Below are 16394 nucleotides of genomic sequence, written 5' to 3' on the forward strand. Positions count from 1 at the left end.
CATCGCCCGGCTTGACCGGGCGATCCAGCATTCCAAAGACAGTTGTAATCGAAACGATAGGCCGCGGCGTACTGGATGCCCCGGTCAAGCCGGGGCATGACAGCGGAGTAGGTGGCGAGAGCGGAGCCGAACTAGGCCGCATACGCTCAAACGCGACGCACCGCCGCCCTCAATTCTGCAACCTCACCCCCACCAACATCACCGTCCCCTGCGAGCTCGACCCCGGCTGGTTCGAGTTCAGGATGTCGTGGCGCAGCGTGCCCTTGATCCAGATGTTGCGGTTGAGCTTGTAGATCAGATTGCCTTCGAGTGAGTAGGTTTTGTCGTTGCGATTCTGGTTTTGGTAGTCGTAGGTGCCGTAGGTGAACTTGCCGACCGCGGTGAGCCAGCGGCGGAAGTCGTGATCGACCTCGATCCCGTAGGTGCGCACCAGCACGCCGGAGGAGCCGGGGACCGTGGACTCCGCGATCTGCGTGTCGGTGGCGAATTTCACCGTGGTCAGGCCGCTCGCGTTCCAGATCAGCGAGCCCGCGGTGAGGAAGCCCGCGAGCTGGCTGAGGCGCGGGTCGACATAGTTACGCGCGGTATAGCCGACCGAGATCTCACCGATCAGGATGCGCGAGAACTCGAAGCTCGAGCCGACCTTGGCGTAGCCACCCGATGAATCGCGGAAATAGCCGTTGCGGTCGGCGGGCTGGTCGTGCACGCGACTGTCGCCTTCGATCTCGACGAACGGCTTCAGCCCCGGCTTGAGGTCGTAGGAGAAACGACCGATGCCGCCATACTGGTTGAAGTCGCGGTCGTCGTTGCTGAAGGTCGAGCCGTCGGTCAGCTTGGAATCGGTGTAGGCGGTGCGATCGACGGTGGCGCCGGCAGCCACCTGGAAGCGATTGAAAGTCTGGTCGAAGCCGAGCGTGGTGCCGTAAGCGGCGTAGATCGGATATTTCTGCAGGCCCGCCTGCACGTTCGGGCTGCCGGGATTGTCGGTCGCGACCCGCAGCCGGAACTGCGAGGTGAGCTTGAGGTCGCGACTGACGTCAAAACGACCGTCGACATGACCGGTGAAGTCGGGGCGGTCGATCTCGACCGGCGACGGCGAGGCGAAGCCGTCGATCGTCGCCGGCATGTTGTTGGTGTAGCCGGAGAACGAGCCGCGCAGATCGGCGACCAGCGCGTGGCGCTCCCAGTCGGACATCACGAGAAGATCGGGCGCGACGACATAGGCCGGCGAGCCGACCGGCTTGTTCAGGCGCGCCGGATTGGTGTCGTAGCCGGCCGAGAGCTCGAGCCCCCCCTTGATCAGGAAGCTGCCGGCATAGTCGCCGACCGCTCCGAACGCATCGTCGTCGGCCTTGAGGCGGCGGCGCAGCGGCTGGCCGGGCACGGTGCCCGCCATCGCCCGCGGCACCGGCGCCTTGTTTGCGGTTTCCGACGGCGGCGGCGCGATGCGCGGCGGCCCTAGCGTCCGGTCCGGCGTTGCCGGCGGCACCGGCGAGCCGGGTCCGACCGGGCGCTTCGGCCTCGGCTGCCCGGGATAGAGCTTTGGCTGCTGCCGCTTGCGGTTGAGCGAGTCGTAGCCGGAGCCGCTGGCGCCGTTGGCGGCCGGCAGGCCGTACGTCGGCACCTGGCCGACGCGCGAGGTCGCCGGCGCCTGCTGGCGCTTGCGCGGATCGGCATTGGGATCGGGCAGCGCCGGGAGCGCATCCAACGGCGCCTGCGGCACGCCCGCCGTGCGGCGCGTCGGCAGCGTGTCGGGCGCGGCAAAGCCGCCGCGGTTGGGATTGAACAGGTCGGGCGTGAGGCTCTGGGCGGCCGCCGGCGCGCTTCCGAGGGCGGTCAGCGCAAGGCACGGCAAAGCCGCGCGCAGGAAATGCCCGCGTTTGCTCCGGCTCGTGCCTGGAGGCGCCCCCACGATGTAAGAACTCCAACGAAATCAAAGACTTTCACGACGACCTCCGCCAGCGAGCGGGAACCATCGTTAATGGAGTTAAAACAATTATGGTTAATGACCCGTTTCGGGCCCTGGCGCTCTCGTCGCCTCGCCGGTCTCGGCATGCTAAGCAGGGCCAACGGGCGCGCGCCCCTCCTCCCTGGACCTGAACATGTCGAGCTCGAAACCGCTGATGACCCCATCATCCGGCCCTACTCCCGACAGCGTCGAATCCGCGCTCCGCACGCTAGAGACGGAGAGCGGCGGCATCAACGCGCTCGCCGCCGCCCTGCGCGGTCCGCTGGGCGCGACCTTCGCCAAGGCGGTCGACCTGATCCGCAACGCCAAGGGCCGCGTCATCGTCACCGGCCTCGGCAAGTCCGGCCACATGGCGCGCAAGATCGCGGCGACGCTGGCCTCGACCGGCACGCCGGCCTTCTTCGTCCACACCGCCGAAGCCGCCCATGGCGACCTCGGCATGATCACCGCCGACGACGTCATCATGGCGCTGTCCTGGTCCGGCGAGCAGCCGGAGATGAAGACGCTGGTGAACTATTCGGCGCGCTTCGCGATCCCGATGATCGCGGTGACGTCGAACGCGGCGTCCTCGCTGGGTCAGGCCGCCGACATCGTGATCGAGCTGCCGAAGGCGCGCGAGGCCTGCCCGCACAATCTGGCGCCGACCACCTCGACGATGATGCAGGTCGCGATCGGCGATGCGATCGCGATCGCGCTGCTCGAAGGCCGCGGCTTCACCGCGCTGGAGTTCGCGCATTTCCACCCCGGCGGCAAGCTCGGCGCGATGCTGAAATTCGTCCGCGACTACATGCGCACGGGCGCGGAGATCCCGCTCAAGCCGCTCGGCACCAAGATGTCGGACGCGGTGATGGAGATGTCCGCCAAGGGCCTGGGGTGCGTCTGCATCGTCGACGATGCCGGCGGGATCGCGGGCATCATCACCGACGGCGATCTGCGCCGCCACATGCGGCCGGATCTCCTGACGGCATCCGTCGACGACATCATGACCAGGCAGCCGAAGACCGTGCCGCCCTCGATGCTCGCCACCGAGATGATCGAGGTGCTGAACACAAGCAAGATCACGACGCTGGTGGTGACCGAAGCGGACAAGGTGGTGGGCATCGTGCACCTGCACGATCTGCTGCGGGCGGGCGTGGCTTAGGGCGCGCTCTTTCCACCCGTCATTCCGGGGCGCGCCACTTGGCGCGAGCCCGGAATCCATTCATCTCCGAGGTTGCGGCCCGATGGATTCCGGGCTCGCGACTTCGTCGCGCCCCGGAATGACGGCGGGGGTGAGACGCTCCTCGCAATGACGGCGGTTGGGGCTACACCGGAAACCGCGCAGCCTTCTCCTCCAGCGGCAGCTTCAGCCCGTTCGCCAGGTACGACACTGTGCGGTAGAAGCCGCACAGCAGCATGATCTCCAGGATCTGGGCCTCGTCGTAATGCGCCGACAGCGCGGCGAATTTGGCGTCATCCAACGTCGCGCGGTGATGCAGCGCATCGACCGCCGCGATCAGCGCCTGCTCCGCCGGCGACCAGCACGGTGACGTCGCATCGCCCCGCGCGGTCGCATGCACCTCATCTTCGGTGAGCTTCGCCGGCCCGGCGAAGATCGCGACATGCACGCCCCATTCATACTCGCATCCGGTCAGCGCGCAGGTGCGGTCGATCACGATCTCGCGCTGGCGCAATGACAGCGGACCGGGATCGAGCAGGCCGCCGGCGCGGAACTTGTCCCAGGCGCGCGTATGGCCCGCCATCACCCGGAACAGCGCCAGCGGCGGGGCGCCGCGCATGATGCGGTCGAACTGCGCCTGGATCTCCGGGGGATAAGGCGGGACGAGCGGGGCGATACGCGGCGCGGCCTGGGACATCAGCTGTCTCCGTTGCTACAATTATCGTAGCAACACGCTACATTATTTGTAGCACCGCGCAAGAGGGCCGGGATGGCGAAACAGGCAGCATCAGGGAGCCGGACCGTGCGCGGCTCACGCACCGGCCGGCCGATCATGGCGCTGCTCGACCTGCTCGGCCGACGCTGGAGCCTGCGGATCCTGTGGGAATTGCGCGACCAAGCCCTCACCTCCCGCGCGTTGCGCACCGCCTGCGACGAGGCCTCGCCGACGGTGCTGCAAGCGCGGCTGACGGAGCTGCGCGATGCGGGATTCGTGGAGCTGGGCGACGGTGGAGGTTACGGGCTGACAGCGCTTGGGCGCGAGCTGTGCGAGACGTTCATGCCGCTGCACCGGTTTGCGGAGAGGTGGAAGAGGTAAAATCTGGACGCAGCCACACGCTCCGATCTTCCTTCTCCCCTTGTGGGAGAAGGTGGCGCGAAGCGCCGGATGAGGGGTTGCCTCCGCAAACATAGCGCAGCGTTGGAGGAAAGAGACCCCTCACCCGTCTCGCCGCTACGCGGCGAGCCACCCTCTCCCACAAGGGGAGAGGGGAAGAGAGAACTACGCCGCGGCCACCGTCAAATTTGCACCGTCAACCTGCACCACCTTCACCCGCGTCCCGGCCGGCGTATCGGGGCCGGCCACGCGCCACACCGTGTCGCCGAGGCGCACGGTGCCGTTGCCGTCGATGATCGGCTTCTCCAGCGTGAACTCGCGGCCGAGCAATGCCTCGCTTCGCTTGTTCAGGAAGGGGCTCGTGCTTGCGTCCAGCTTCGGCCGCGCGAGCCGGCGCCACACCGGCACGGCGGCGGCTGCGAAGATTGCGAACATCACCAGCTGGATCTGCCACGACACGGCGACAGCAAAGGAGATCAGGCCGACCAGCAGCGCGGCGAGCCCGAGCCAGAACAGGAATACGCCCGGCGCCAGCACCTCCAGCGCCATCACGATGAAACCGAAGATCAGCCAATTCCAGGTGCCGAGCGATACGAACATGTCGGTCATGACACGACCTCTTTATGCTGGCGTATGCCCTGATCGGAAAACCGGTCCCCACTTTTCCGGGGCATGCGCTTTAAATTGCCGCATGCACTTTTCGAAAATGCATGCGCTTTGATTACCCCTGTCGCGGCGGCACCGCCGGCGGCGTGGGGCCGGTCGTCGGCACCGAGCCGCCGCGGCGGGCGGCAGCGGCCGCGGACGCCGCGCTTTCGCCGAACGTTGCCTTGGCGATCTCGCCGATGCCGGCGAGCGAGCCCAGCATACTCATCGCTTCGACCGGAAGCATGATGACCTTCTGGTTCGGCGAGTCGGCCAGTTGCCCGAACGCTTTGATATACTTGTCGGCGATGAAATAGTTCAGCGCGGCGACATCACCCTTGGAAATCGCTTCGCTGACCATCTGCGTCGCCTTGGCCTCGGCCTCCGCGGAACGTTCGCGAGCCTCGGCGTCGCGGAACGCAGCTTCCTTGCGGCCCTCGGCCTGGAGGATCTGGCCCTGCTTGGCGCCCTCGGCGCGCAGGATCTCGGACTGGCGCTGGCCTTCGGCGGCCAGAATGTCGGCGCGCTTGACGCGCTCGGCCTTCATCTGCCGGCCCATGGCTTCGACGAGGTCGGCGGGCGGCACGATGTCCTTGATCTCGATGCGGTTGACCTTGAGGCCCCAGGGCGAGACCGCGGCGTCGACGACGCGAAGCAGGCGCTCGTTGATCTCGTCGCGATGCGACAGCACCTGGTCGAGATCCATCGCGCCCATCACCGAGCGGATGTTGGTCATGGTCAGGACGGTGATGGCCTGGGTCAGGTTGGAGACCTCGTAGCTCGCCTTGGCGGCATCGAACACCTGGTAGAAGGCGACGCCGTCCACCGTCACGGTGGCGTTGTCCTTGGTGATGACCTCCTGCTCGGGAATGTCGATCACCTGCTCCATCATGTTGATCTTGCGTCCGACGCGATCGAAATAGGGCACGATCAGGTTGAGCCCGGGGCTCAGCGTCTGGGTGTATTTGCCGAACCGCTCGATGGTCCAGTCATAGCCCTGCGGCACCGTCTTCACGCCGGCGACCAGCGTGACGATGACGAGCAACACCAGAACAATCGCGAAAACATCGAAACCGCTCATATTTCCTCCAAGGCGGGAAAGCCCTTTCCCGCGCTGTCATTGGTCGGGAACGCGACCTTACCGGTTCAGCGGTCACCATTCACGTCGGCGCGGAGCGACATTTCCACAAGAAGTACGGAGGCGGAACGATCGCCGATAAGTATTGTGAGAAAGCCCTTGAAAGGGCACGGAGGCAACCTAGCAACGGCCGGTGTCCTAGTTGGACCATGTAAAATTCACCGGCTTCAGCGCGGCGAGCTCGGGCCGCTCCTTTCGCAGCTTCGCCAGTTGGACGGCCGTCGGCCTTGTCTCGAAACTGCGTTGCTGCCCCGGAAAGACGGTCGCAACGTAATACAGTCCGGGGGCGGGAAGATCGATCTTGGGCGTATGCACCGGCACGAATCCCATCGACGCGCCATTCGGGAGATAGGTGCCCGGGCGCCCCGTCGTCGTATAGTTTTGCAGCTCAAGCCCCGTCGTTCCGACCGCGACTGGAATCGCAACAAAGCCGTCCGGAGCAACGCTGATCCCTCGCGCATTGATCGCGGGAAAACCGTTGTGAACGAACTGAAGATAGTTGATCGTCTCGCTGCCGCCGTTCGCGACCAGGACAATGGCCGTATCGCTCTTGACGGCACCGCCGGCCCGCACCGCTTCCGGATACATGGTCGACGCTACGTCCCCGGTCGTGTTGCAGCCAGCGAGTCCGCAGGCCACGACAGCTACAAGCAACAATCCCCGCATGTAATCGCGCCCGCCCCGTTCGAGCCGCATCGCTCGCGGCAACATCCCCACCGTCATTTTGCCCCAGGAATTCCGGAATCACCAGTCGAAGGTAGCTTCGGCGCCCCTATTCAACCACGGTGTTGGCGAGCGCAAGCAGCGAGGGCGACATGGTCAGCCCCAGCGCCCTCGCCGTCTTCAGGTTGATCGCCAGCTCGAACTTGGTGGGGTTCTGGACCGGCAGGTCGGCTGCCTGCGCGCCTTTCAGGATGCGATCGATGTAGTTGGCGGCGCGGCGGAGCTGCTCGGCGCTGTCGGTGCTGTAGGACATCAGCCCGCCCTCGTCGACGAAGGTGCGGCTCCAGAACACCGCCGGCACGCGGGCTTCACCGATTGCAGCCAGGAGCTGGGCACGATTGGCCATGGTGAAGAAGTCAGGCAGCACCAGCAGGCCGCCGTCCTTCCGCGAAGCCAGCGCGGCGATCGAGCCAGCGTCGTGAACCGGCGCTGCCTCGACCGACACGTGAAGCGTCCGTGCGGCGTCCTCGATCGTGCGCAGCATCAGGGGCGCGAACGGCGCGGTGGCAGGATTGTAGACGACGAAGACGCGGGACACTTTTGGCGTGACCTGCGTCAGCATCTCCAGCCATTTGCCGGCGAGCGGGCCGTCGTAATCGGTGAAGCCGGTGATGTTGCCGCCGGGATGAGCGAGGTTTTTGACAAAGCCCTGGCTGACGGGATCGGTGACGACGGCGAAGACGATCGGAATCGTCGTGGTGCGCTGGCGCAGCTCCTCGACCGACGGCGTGCCGACCGCGAGCAGGATGTCCGGCTTGAGCGCCACGAGTTCGTCGGCGAGGCGCGCGATGCGTGCCCGGTCGCCGGCGCCGCTGCGCCAATCGATCCTGAGGTTGTCGTGCTCCTTCCAGCCATGGGCGGCGAGCGTCTCGACCAGGATCGTGCTGCGGGCCTGCCCGATCGCGTCATCCGCGGCCGTGACCGAGAGCACGCCGAGCCGCCGCGTCGCGTTCGGCTGCTGCGCCAGCACCGAGGCCGGCAGCGCGGCGATCGTCCCAAGAAGCGCCAAAGTCTCGCGGGCGGTTCATGGGACACGCCATCAGATCCAGCCCTGAAGCTCGCGCAGCACCAGGGTGCGGATCACGTCCATACCGGGATCGCTGTCGTTGAGACAGGGGATCGCGGAAAACTGCTCGCCGCCATTATGCTTGAAGATCTCGGCATTCTCCTGCGCGATCTCCTCCAGCGTCTCCAGGCAGTCGGCGGAAAAGCCCGGCGTCACCACCGCGATGCGGCGCACGCCTTCCTTGGCCAGCCGCTCCATGGTCTTGTCGGTGTAGGGCTGGAGCCACTCGTCATTGCCGAAGCGGGACTGGAAGGTCAGCAGCAGTTTCGTCTCGTCCATGCCGAGTCGGCGGCGCAGCGCATCGGTCGTGGCGACGCAGTGGGACTGATAGGGATCGCCCTTGTCGACATAGGATTTCGGCATGCCGTGGAAGGATGCCACGATCAGCTCCGGCGCGAACGGCAGCGTCGCTAGATGCGTCTCGATCGAGATCGCGAGCGCCTCGATATAGGCCTCGTCCTCGTAATAAGGCGGCGTCACCCGCAGCGTCGGCTGATTCCGCAAGCGGGCGAGCACGCGAAACACTTCGTCGCAGACCGTCGCCGAGGTCGAGGCGGAATATTGCGGATAGAGCGGCACGGCGAGGATGCGGTCGCACCCCTTCGCGATCAGCGCATCGATGCCCGACTTGATCGAGGGATTGCCGTAGCGCATCGCCCAGTCCACGACGACGTGGTCGCTGTCAGACAGTGCGGCCGCAAGCTTGTCGCTCTGCGAGCGCGTGATGGTCTTCAGCGGCGACTCGTTCCGCTCATTGTTCCAGATCTTCTGATAGTCCAGCGCCTTGGTGCGGGGACGGCTGCGCAGGATGATGCCGTTGAGCACGAACTGCCAGACCAGCCCCTGGTCCTCGATGACGCGGGCGTCCGAGAGGAACTCCTTGAGATAGACCCGCACGCCGGGCGCATCGGCCGTATCGGGCGTGCCGAGATTGACCAGGAGCACGCCGACGCGCCGCAGGCTGGACCGGACGGCGGGCTTTTGCGCTGCGATGGGGGCAATTGTCGTCATGATCAGTTGCGTCGCGCGTTGCTCCGAACTTGTCAAGATGAGGTCGATTTCGCTAGGGTCGCGCCCAAGCGGGGAGGGGCTGATGACACTCGCGGAATTCTGCGTATTGGGAGCGCTGCTGCTTTATCTGGCGACGATCGTCTCGATCAAATGGACGCGGTTTCGCATCTTCGACAATTCCCGGCCGCGCGACCCCGCCTTCTTCGAGGATGCGCTGGCGCAGCGCGCGCTTGGTGCCCACCAGAACGGCATCGAGACCTTTCCGTTCTTCGCCTTCGCGGTGCTGCTTGCCGAATTCCGGGATTCGCCGCAGCGGCTGATTGACGAGCTCGCCGTGCTGTTCCTGATCGTGCGGATCGCCTACGTGCTGACCTATCTCGGCAACCGCCCGACACTGCGCTCGATCCTCTGGAGCATCGGTTTTGCGATCAATCTCGGGATCTTCTTCATGCCGGCGTTGAAGCGGTTTTTGCCGGTGTGATCTTTCTTCCTTCTCCCCTTGTGGGAGAAGGTGGCGCGCGTAGCGCGACGGATGAGGGGTATCTCTCCGCACGATTCAATCGTGAGAGGTTTGCTCGCGGAGAGATACCCCTCACCCGTCTCGCCGCTACGCGGCGAGCCACCCTCACCCACAAGGGGGGAGGGAAAGAGCAACCTTAAAAACACGTCGTCCGTTCGGCGGCGATGTAGCCGAACAGCAGGCCCGCGCCGAACAGCAGCACGAGAGCGGCGGCGCCGAATTCGATGCCGCGCATGAACAGCGCACCGCCGCCGTCGCGCCCGGCGCTGAGGCGGGCGGCGATGTCCTTGGCGGAGACGGCGACGACGGCGATAGCCGCGACCGTAATTGCGGTACCGAGTCCCATCAGCAAGGTCGCGGCGATGCCGGCCCAGAACAGGCCCTGCGCGAGCGCGAACACCAGCACCAGGATCGCGCCCGAGCAGGGCCGGATGCCGACGGTCAGGATCGCAGCGAACCCGCGCCGCCAGCCGCCGGGACCGGCGAGCTCGCTCGGCGTGGGGCCGTGGGAATGGCCGCAATGCTCGTCATGGACGTGGTCGTGCCCGTGGTGGTGATGGGCGTTGGCGTGACCTTGGTCGTGATGATGGTGATCATGACCGTGATCGTGGTCGTGATGATCATGGACATCATGGTGATGGCCGTGATCGTGATGGTCATGCGGCACGCCGGCGATCGCCGGCACCGGCTGGACCGCCTGCAGCGCGCGGATGAAGGTGCGGCCCTTGACCCAGACCAGCCGCAGGCCGAACAGCGCGATCAGGCCGTAGCTCGCGATCTCGATCGCGCCTTCCGCCTTGCACATGGTCTTGGCGGTGGCGTTCAGCACCCAGGCCGAGATGCCGACGATCAGGATCGCCACCAGCGACTGCATCAGCGCCGAGGCAAACGACAGCGCGATGCCGCGCCGCGCGGTCTCGCGGTTGGCGACGAGATAGGAGGCGATCACCGCCTTGCCGTGGCCGGGGCCGGCGGCGTGGAAGATGCCATAGGCAAAGGAGATGAAGAGCAGCGTCCACACCGCCGAGCCGTCGGACTTCGCGGCGCGAATGGTCGCCGACATCTGGCGATAGAATTCCGACTGCTTTGCCAACAGCCAGCCAATGACGCCGCTGGCCTCGGGCTCCGCGGCCTGCGCCGGGCGTGGTGCACCGAACGGATTTTGCGCGAGGAGATCGTGAAGCGCGGCGTCCGCCACACCGAGCACGACGACAGCCGCAGCGCAGGCAAGCAGCCCGCGTGCGAACGGGGAGAGTTGCGGCTTCAAGGGCAATCCACCGTGATCTTGTTGGCGAACATCATGCCGAAATTCGAGTTCTCACCGTTCAGGAAGGTCTGCTCGTTGAGCTTCTGCGCGGCGGCGGAGCCGTCGTTGGGACGATCGAGCTTCATCTGGCAGCCGGCGGGCGCGCCGACCAGCTTGACCGGATTGTCCTTGGCCATCTGGAAGTCGATGAAGTAGGAGCGGTCGAACACTTCGAGCACCAGCTGCTTGGGCTTGACCGGGTTCTTCAGCGGCAGCGTGAAGTGCAGGGTCAGCACGGTATCCTTGTAGTCGAGGAAGTAGTCGACCGGCTCGTTAAAACGCTCCTTCTTGCCGTCGCCTCGCGCGAAGGTGAAGTAGGCGTATTCCTTCAGCGACTCGACATTGGTCTGCGCCAGCGGCCCCAGCTCCTCGCGCGTATAGGCGCCCTTGGTCTTGCTCTCGAGCCCCTGCAGGGCATAGGCCGAGAACATGTCATCAAAGGTCCAGGCGTGGCGGACGCCGGTGATCGAGCCGTCGGCGGCGTAGAGCAGCTCGCTGGTCGCGGTGATCCAGACATGCGGATGCGCCCGCGCCGCGCCGGCTGCGAACGTCATCGCAGCGGCGAGCAACAGGCCGAACAGGGCACGCATGCCCATCAGGCTGCCCTTGCGCCATCGAGCAGGCCGCGCCGGCGGAGCAGCGCGTCGGGCTCCGGCGGGCGGCCGCGGAAGGCTTCATAGGCGGCCTCGGGATCGACCGATCCACCCGAGGAGTAGATGTCGTCGTGCAGGCGCTTTGCCACTGCAGGATCGAAGATGTCGCCGGCCTCCTCGAAGGCGCCGAAGGCGTCGGCGTCCATCACCTCCGACCACATGTAGCTGTAGTAACCGGAGGCATAATGGTCGCCGGAGAAGATGTGGCCGAACTGGGTGGGGCGGTGGCGCAGCGAGATCTCCTCGGGCATGCCGATCTTCTCCAGCTCCTTCTTCTCGAAGGCGCGGACATCCTGCGCGGCGGAAGCCGGCTGGGTGTGGAATTCGAGATCGACCAGCGCCGAGGAGACGAACTCGACCGTGGCAAAGCCCTGGTTGAACTTTCGTGCGGCGAGGAAGCGCTGGAGCAGATCGTCCGGCAGCGGCTCGCCGGTCTGGTAGTGGCGGGCGAACTGCTGCAGCACCTCGGGCCGCTCCTGCCAGTGCTCGTAGAGCTGGGACGGCAGCTCGACGAAGTCGGTGAACACCGCGGTGCCCGAGAGTGACGGATAGGTCACATTGGAGAGCATGCCGTGCAGGCCGTGGCCGAACTCATGGAACAGGGTCCGGGCATCGTCGGGCGACAGCAGCGAGGGCTCGCCGTTCGCGCCCTTGGCGAAGTTGCAGACATTGATGACGAGCGGCGCGATCTCGCCGTCGAGCTTCTGCTGGTCGCGCAGCGAGGTCATCCAGGCGCCGGAGCGCTTCGACGGCCGGGCATAGTAGTCGCCGTAGAACAGCGCCTTGTGCTTGCCGTCCGGCCCCTTTACCTCCCAGACCCTTACATCCGGGTGCCAGGCCGGCACGTCCTTGCGCTCCTCGAAGGTGATGCCGAACAGGCGGGTGGCGCAGTCGAAGGCGGCGGCGATCATGTGATCGAGCGTAAGATACGGCTTGATCGCGGCGTCGTCGAAATTGGCGCGCTGGAGGCGGAGTTTTTCGGCATAGAAGCGCCAGTCCCAGGGCGCGAGCTTGAAATTGCCGCCCTCTTCCGTGATCAGCGCCTGCATCTCGTCGCGGTCGGAGAGCGCACGCGCACGCGCCGGCTTCCAGACCCGCTCCAGCAGGCCGCGCACCGCATCCGGCGTCTTGGCCATGGAATCCTCGAGCCGGTAGGCGGCGAAGGTCGGATAGCCCAGAAGCTTGGCGCTCTCCTCGCGCAGTTGCAGGATCTCGACGATGGTGCCGTTGTTGTCGTTGGCATTGCCGTTGTCGCCGCGCGCCGTGAAGGCCTTGTAGACCTTCTCGCGCAGGTCGCGGCGGGCCGAGCTCTTCAGGAACGGCTCGGTCGAGGAGCGCGACAGCGTGACGATGGCCTTGCCGTGCATGCCGCGCTCTTCCGCCGCAGCCTTGGCGGCGGCGACAAAGCTCTCCGGCAGGCCCTCGCGGTCGGCCTCCCCCAACTCCATGAACCACTCCTGCTCGTCGCCAAGCAGGTGGTGGCTGAAGCCGGTGCCGAGTTGGGCGAGCTTCTCGTTGATCTCCGCCATCCGCGCCTTCGCCTCTTCGGAGAGGCCGGCGCCGGAACGGTGGAAACGGGTGTAGGTGCGCTCCAGCAGGCGGAGCTGCTCCGGCGAAAGACCAAGACCGGCGCGGTTCTCGTGCAGATGGGCGATGCGACCAAACAGCACGGCGTTCATCATGATCGGATTCCAGTGCCGCGCCATCCGCAAGGAGACCTCCTTGTCGATCTCCAGGATGGCCGGGTTGGAATGCGCCGAGACGAGGTCGTAGAAGACCGCCGCGACCTTGGTGAGGAGCTTGCCGGAGCGCTCCAGCGCCGTGATGGTGTTGGCGAAGTCGGCGGCCGCCGGATCGTTGGTGATCGCCGCGATCTCCGCGGAGTGATCGGCGAAGGCCTGCTCGAAGGCGGGCAGAAAGTGCTCGGGCTTGACCTCGTCGAAGGGCGGGGTCGCAAACGGCGTCACCCAGGCCTTCAGCAGCGGGTTGGTCTCGGGGTCCGTGGTTTGGCGGGGGTCTGACATCGCTAGTCCCGGTTTTTGTGGTTCGATTGTTGGGGTCAGCTATAGCACGCGATGGGGCTTTTTTGGGCCACTTGCCCTTGCTCCCGGCCGCCTTTTCGGGGAGATTGCGGCCCTCGAAGCCACGGACCCCAGAGCTCATGAACGCGCCTGTCTCCTCTTCCCGTCAGATCGTCTGGCCGAGCGTCATCACTGTCGTCAGCGCCGCCATCCTGATCGGCGCCGAGGTGTTCGGCGCCGCGTTCGCCGGCGGCTGGGCGCTCGCGATCCTGTTCGGGCTCGGCGAGCAGGGCACGCACATCCTGCAGGCTGTGCTGTTCGCGCTCGGCGTGCTCGTGATGACCGCGTTCATCCGCGCGGCTCAGCGCGTCGAGCCGTTCACGAAGCGCCGCTGACGCTTCCTCGCGCGCGCAAGACGCGCGCACGGCTGAGAAAACTTAACGCGCGTTCATCTTCCGCGCCGCTCGTGCAACACTGCGCAAGCAGATGTTAGGCAATTCTGTCCTCAGCCTAAAAAAATTCTTGCGAAGCTGAGTCAAAACGCTTATGTGCGCTCTTGCCCAATTTCGCACGTGCCTGTGGTCGTGTGTCAGTCGGTAGGTATCCGGACAAGAGGCCGGACAGCCGCCAAGGGGTGAAGAAGCCGAGGGGCTCTTCGGAAGTGCGGAAGTCGCGAGACCGAAAGGTCGGACGAGGAAGCAAACCCGGAGCGTCCAGCATCTCTCTCAAAGAGATGCCTAGTCGAAGGTGACTTCACTTTTTGCAACCGTGACTGGCAGCCGGAGGCGAACCGGCGCACCCCGCTCTCAACGGGGGACGCGACTTAAAGCAACGACGGATCGGGCTTTTTTGGTCTCTACCGGCAGTCCAACGCCGGCGCGGGCTACTGAAAAGGCTTGTCCTTCATTGCCAGGTGTGCGGGCGGGAACAATCCCAACCAATCCACGGCAGCACAGTCTGGTTTGAGTCTTTGGCTCGTCGCGCCTCCATCGCGCGATCTGGCCGGAGCGCTCTTATCCGACGACATTTTTTGAACGGATCCCCGTCGCTGGGCCGTTTGGGAGAGTGCTATGACCGAACGTATTCAGGAATTCCTGCGCAACCGCCGCAGCGAGGGCCGGGACACCGAGCCTTGCCTCGTCGTCGACCTCGAGGTCGTGCGCGACAATTACCAGACCTTTGCCAAGGCGCTGCCCGACAGCCGCGTGTTCTATGCCGTCAAGGCGAACCCGGCGCCGGAAGTGTTGTCCCTGCTAGCATCCATGGGCTCCTGCTTCGACACCGCGACAGTCGCCGAGATCGAAATGGCGCTGGCCGCAGGAGCTACGCCCGACCGCATCTCCTTCGGCAACACGATCAAGAAGGAGCGCGACATCGCGCGCGCCTTCGCGCTCGGCATCCGGCTGTTCGCGGTCGACTGCGTTCCTGAGGTCGAGAAGGTCGCCCGTGCCGCTCCCGGCGCGAAGGTGTTCTGCCGCATCCTCTATGACTGCGCCGGCGCCGAATGGCCGCTGTCGCGCAAGTTCGGCTGCGACCCGGAAATGGCTGTCGACGTGCTCGACGTTGCCAAGCGCCTGGGCCTGGAGCCGTGCGGCATCTCCTTCCATGTCGGCTCGCAGCAGCGCAAGGTGAAGGCGTGGGACCGTGCGCTGGCGATGGCCTCGCAGGTGTTCCGCGACTGCGCCGAGCGCGGCATCAACCTCTCTATGGTCAACATGGGCGGCGGCTTCCCGACCAAGTACCTGAAGGACGTGCCGCCGGTGGTCACCTACGGCCGCTCGATCTTCCGCGCGCTGCGCAAGCACTTCGGCAACCAGATTCCGGAGACCATCATCGAGCCGGGTCGCGGCATGGTGGGCAATGCCGGCATCATCGAATCCGAAGTCGTGCTCATCTCGAAGAAGAGCGACGAGGACGAGGTGCGCTGGGTGTATTTGGACATCGGCAAGTTCGGCGGTCTCGCCGAGACCATGGACGAGTCGATCCGTTACGCCATCCGCACCCCGCATGACGGTGCGGACATGACGCCGTGCGTGCTCGCAGGCCCGACCTGCGACAGCGCCGACGTGCTGTACGAGAAGAGCCCGTATCCGCTCCCCGTCACGCTCGAGATCGGCGACAAGCTGCTGATCGAAGGCACCGGGGCCTATACGTCGACCTACTCGGCGGTGGCGTTCAACGGCATCCCGCCGCTGAAGACGTACCACATCTGATTTGCCACATCTGATCCGCCTCTCGTTTTGAGGCCTGACGAACCCGGGAGCCGGTCCGCCGGCTCCCTTCCTGACATTGCCATTCTGACGACGTCTTGAGCCGGCGTGCTTCTCGCACGCGGGTTCAAGCGGGGACTGACGCGCCATGACTGCTTTTCGGAAGCCACAAGTCGCCCTCACTTCGAAAGCCGCTCCGTTCGCGATCCGTGCGGAACGTGCTGCCGACGTCGCCGCCCGTGAAGCGCTGCTGGATGCAAGCTTTGGCGAGAACCGCCACGGCCGCACCTGCCAGCGCCTGCGCGACGGACGTGCACCTGCCGCAGGCCTTGCCCTGTCGGCTGTGCGCGAGGGGACACTCGTGGGAACCGTGCGGCTGTGGCACGTCAGCGCCGGAGGCAGGCCCGCTTTGGTCCTCGGACCGCTGGCGGTGGACCCTGCCTTCCGCGAGCTCGGGATCGGCGCCGCGCTGATGCATCAAGCGCTGGCCGCCGCCCGGGCGCGCGGGCATGCCGCCGTGATCCTTCTCGGCGATGCCCCCTATTACGCCCGCTTCGGCTTCTCGCCCGAGAAGACCGGCGCATTGATGCTGCCCGGCCCGTTCGAGCGCGATCGCCTGCTGGCGATCGAATTCCAGGCCGGTGCGCTGGATGGCGTTGAGGGGATGATCGTGCCGACCGGCACGGCCCTGCCCAAACGGAGGGTAGTTCGCGCCCTCCAGGCGCACGCGGCCTAAGGGATTGCCATGATGGCGACGACTTAAGCCGCGTTCCGCGGCGATGCTCGCGCGTGCCCGTTCCTTTGGGGTTGCGCGGGCCTGAGAAACGCCCTTTAACCCGCCAACACCCCGTTCAGTCGA

General features: G+C 65.7%; 16 protein-coding genes. 6 read left to right on the top strand and 10 right to left on the bottom strand.

Translation table 11 applies throughout. The features are described 5' to 3' along the window. Window positions 1-169 precede the first annotated feature (169 nt). Complete coding sequence (locus ACVJ5M_RS42315; protein WP_231143655.1) at window positions 170-1912, bottom strand: outer membrane beta-barrel protein; 1743 nt, start codon at window positions 1910-1912, stop codon at window positions 170-172. 190 nt (window positions 1913-2102) lie between these two features. Here ACVJ5M_RS42315 and ACVJ5M_RS42320 point away from each other — a divergent pair, with 190 nt between their 5' ends. Continuing rightward, the gene (locus ACVJ5M_RS42320; RefSeq protein WP_063985702.1) at window positions 2103-3110 is read left to right on the top strand and encodes a KpsF/GutQ family sugar-phosphate isomerase; all 1008 of its coding nucleotides are present in this window, start codon (window positions 2103-2105) and stop codon (window positions 3108-3110) included. A gap of 163 nt (window positions 3111-3273) precedes the next feature. On the opposite strand, the gene ACVJ5M_RS42325 is transcribed toward ACVJ5M_RS42320, so the two are convergent. Further along, a complete protein-coding gene (locus ACVJ5M_RS42325; RefSeq protein WP_063985703.1) occupies window positions 3274-3825 on the bottom strand; it encodes a carboxymuconolactone decarboxylase family protein in 552 nt (183 codons plus the stop codon). Window positions 3826-3897: 72 nt separating this feature from the next. Between ACVJ5M_RS42325 and ACVJ5M_RS42330 the strand changes: the two genes are divergently transcribed. Continuing rightward, window positions 3898-4224, top strand: coding sequence for a winged helix-turn-helix transcriptional regulator (locus tag ACVJ5M_RS42330; RefSeq protein ID WP_063985704.1), 327 nt, complete (start codon window positions 3898-3900; stop codon window positions 4222-4224). A 183-nt stretch (window positions 4225-4407) separates the two neighbouring features. Here ACVJ5M_RS42330 and ACVJ5M_RS42335 read toward each other — a convergent pair whose 3' ends face one another. From ACVJ5M_RS42335 to hemH, 5 genes are all read right to left on the bottom strand, one after another. After that, on the bottom strand, window positions 4408-4851 hold the full coding sequence (locus ACVJ5M_RS42335) for an NfeD family protein (RefSeq protein WP_063985705.1): 444 nt from the start codon (window positions 4849-4851) through the stop codon (window positions 4408-4410). 112 nt (window positions 4852-4963) lie between these two features. Continuing rightward, complete coding sequence (locus ACVJ5M_RS42340) at window positions 4964-5968, bottom strand: SPFH domain-containing protein (protein WP_071909416.1); 1005 nt, start codon at window positions 5966-5968, stop codon at window positions 4964-4966. A 195-nt stretch (window positions 5969-6163) separates the two neighbouring features. Further along, window positions 6164-6721 carry a hypothetical protein gene (locus tag ACVJ5M_RS42345; protein ID WP_225004714.1) on the bottom strand — a complete coding sequence of 186 codons (558 nt, stop codon included), beginning with the start codon at window positions 6719-6721 and terminating at the stop codon, window positions 6164-6166. A 76-nt stretch (window positions 6722-6797) separates the two neighbouring features. After that, window positions 6798-7757 carry an ABC transporter substrate-binding protein gene (locus tag ACVJ5M_RS42350; protein WP_354098023.1) on the bottom strand — a complete coding sequence of 320 codons (960 nt, stop codon included), beginning with the start codon at window positions 7755-7757 and terminating at the stop codon, window positions 6798-6800. A gap of 30 nt (window positions 7758-7787) precedes the next feature. After that, window positions 7788-8825 (bottom strand): ferrochelatase, encoded by a 1038-nt coding sequence (hemH, locus tag ACVJ5M_RS42355; RefSeq protein WP_063985709.1) that lies wholly within the window; start codon window positions 8823-8825, stop codon window positions 7788-7790. A gap of 82 nt (window positions 8826-8907) precedes the next feature. Here hemH and ACVJ5M_RS42360 point away from each other — a divergent pair, with 82 nt between their 5' ends. Continuing rightward, window positions 8908-9306, top strand: coding sequence for an MAPEG family protein (locus ACVJ5M_RS42360; protein ID WP_063985710.1), 399 nt, complete (start codon window positions 8908-8910; stop codon window positions 9304-9306). A gap of 175 nt (window positions 9307-9481) precedes the next feature. On the opposite strand, the gene ACVJ5M_RS42365 is transcribed toward ACVJ5M_RS42360, so the two are convergent. From ACVJ5M_RS42365 to ACVJ5M_RS42375, 3 genes are read right to left on the bottom strand one after another with little or no spacing between them, the layout of a single operon-like run. After that, entirely contained in the window at window positions 9482-10612 is a 1131-nt protein-coding gene (locus tag ACVJ5M_RS42365; RefSeq protein ID WP_187387826.1) for a nickel/cobalt transporter, read from the bottom strand. Next, window positions 10609-11247 carry a DUF1007 family protein gene (locus ACVJ5M_RS42370; protein ID WP_063985712.1) on the bottom strand — a complete coding sequence of 213 codons (639 nt, stop codon included), beginning with the start codon at window positions 11245-11247 and terminating at the stop codon, window positions 10609-10611. The genes ACVJ5M_RS42365 and ACVJ5M_RS42370 overlap by 4 nt, the downstream gene beginning before the upstream one ends. Further along, window positions 11247-13328 (bottom strand): M3 family metallopeptidase, encoded by a 2082-nt coding sequence (locus tag ACVJ5M_RS42375; RefSeq protein ID WP_063985713.1) that lies wholly within the window; start codon window positions 13326-13328, stop codon window positions 11247-11249. The genes ACVJ5M_RS42370 and ACVJ5M_RS42375 overlap by 1 nt, the downstream gene beginning before the upstream one ends. Window positions 13329-13465: 137 nt before the next feature. On the opposite strand from ACVJ5M_RS42375, the gene ACVJ5M_RS42380 reads away from it, so the two are divergent. The 3 genes from ACVJ5M_RS42380 to ACVJ5M_RS42390 all read left to right on the top strand — a co-directional run bounded on the left by ACVJ5M_RS42380 (window position 13466) and on the right by ACVJ5M_RS42390 (window position 16271). Next, window positions 13466-13720 (top strand): hypothetical protein, encoded by a 255-nt coding sequence (locus tag ACVJ5M_RS42380; protein WP_063985714.1) that lies wholly within the window; start codon window positions 13466-13468, stop codon window positions 13718-13720. Window positions 13721-14395: 675 nt separating this feature from the next. Next, window positions 14396-15538 (top strand): type III PLP-dependent enzyme, encoded by a 1143-nt coding sequence (locus tag ACVJ5M_RS42385; protein WP_063985715.1) that lies wholly within the window; start codon window positions 14396-14398, stop codon window positions 15536-15538. A 145-nt stretch (window positions 15539-15683) separates the two neighbouring features. Next, a complete protein-coding gene (locus ACVJ5M_RS42390; protein ID WP_283017744.1) occupies window positions 15684-16271 on the top strand; it encodes a GNAT family N-acetyltransferase in 588 nt (195 codons plus the stop codon). Window positions 16272-16394 lie beyond the last annotated feature (123 nt).

The organism is Bradyrhizobium sp. S3.7.6 (genome assembly GCF_054061875.1).

Excerpts from the sequence above, each read along its gene's own strand:
- ACVJ5M_RS42360 (WP_063985710.1), top strand. The coding sequence starts at position 8,908 with ATGACACTCGCGGAATTCTGCGTATTGGGAGCGCTGCTGCTTTATCTG.
- hemH (WP_063985709.1), bottom strand. The coding sequence starts at position 8,825 with ATGACGACAATTGCCCCCATCGCAGCGCAAAAGCCCGCCGTCCGGTCC.
- ACVJ5M_RS42385 (WP_063985715.1), top strand. The coding sequence starts at position 14,396 with ATGACCGAACGTATTCAGGAATTCCTGCGCAACCGCCGCAGCGAGGGC.
- ACVJ5M_RS42380 (WP_063985714.1), top strand. The coding sequence starts at position 13,466 with ATGAACGCGCCTGTCTCCTCTTCCCGTCAGATCGTCTGGCCGAGCGTC.
- ACVJ5M_RS42335 (WP_063985705.1), bottom strand. The coding sequence starts at position 4,851 with ATGACCGACATGTTCGTATCGCTCGGCACCTGGAATTGGCTGATCTTC.
- ACVJ5M_RS42375 (WP_063985713.1), bottom strand. The coding sequence starts at position 13,328 with ATGTCAGACCCCCGCCAAACCACGGACCCCGAGACCAACCCGCTGCTG.
- ACVJ5M_RS42340 (WP_071909416.1), bottom strand. The coding sequence starts at position 5,968 with ATGAGCGGTTTCGATGTTTTCGCGATTGTTCTGGTGTTGCTCGTCATC.
- ACVJ5M_RS42330 (WP_063985704.1), top strand. The coding sequence starts at position 3,898 with ATGGCGAAACAGGCAGCATCAGGGAGCCGGACCGTGCGCGGCTCACGC.
- ACVJ5M_RS42325 (WP_063985703.1), bottom strand. The coding sequence starts at position 3,825 with ATGTCCCAGGCCGCGCCGCGTATCGCCCCGCTCGTCCCGCCTTATCCC.
- ACVJ5M_RS42370 (WP_063985712.1), bottom strand. The coding sequence starts at position 11,247 with ATGGGCATGCGTGCCCTGTTCGGCCTGTTGCTCGCCGCTGCGATGACG.
- ACVJ5M_RS42320 (WP_063985702.1), top strand. The coding sequence starts at position 2,103 with ATGTCGAGCTCGAAACCGCTGATGACCCCATCATCCGGCCCTACTCCC.
- ACVJ5M_RS42390 (WP_283017744.1), top strand. The coding sequence starts at position 15,684 with ATGACTGCTTTTCGGAAGCCACAAGTCGCCCTCACTTCGAAAGCCGCT.
- ACVJ5M_RS42345 (WP_225004714.1), bottom strand. The coding sequence starts at position 6,721 with ATGCGGCTCGAACGGGGCGGGCGCGATTACATGCGGGGATTGTTGCTT.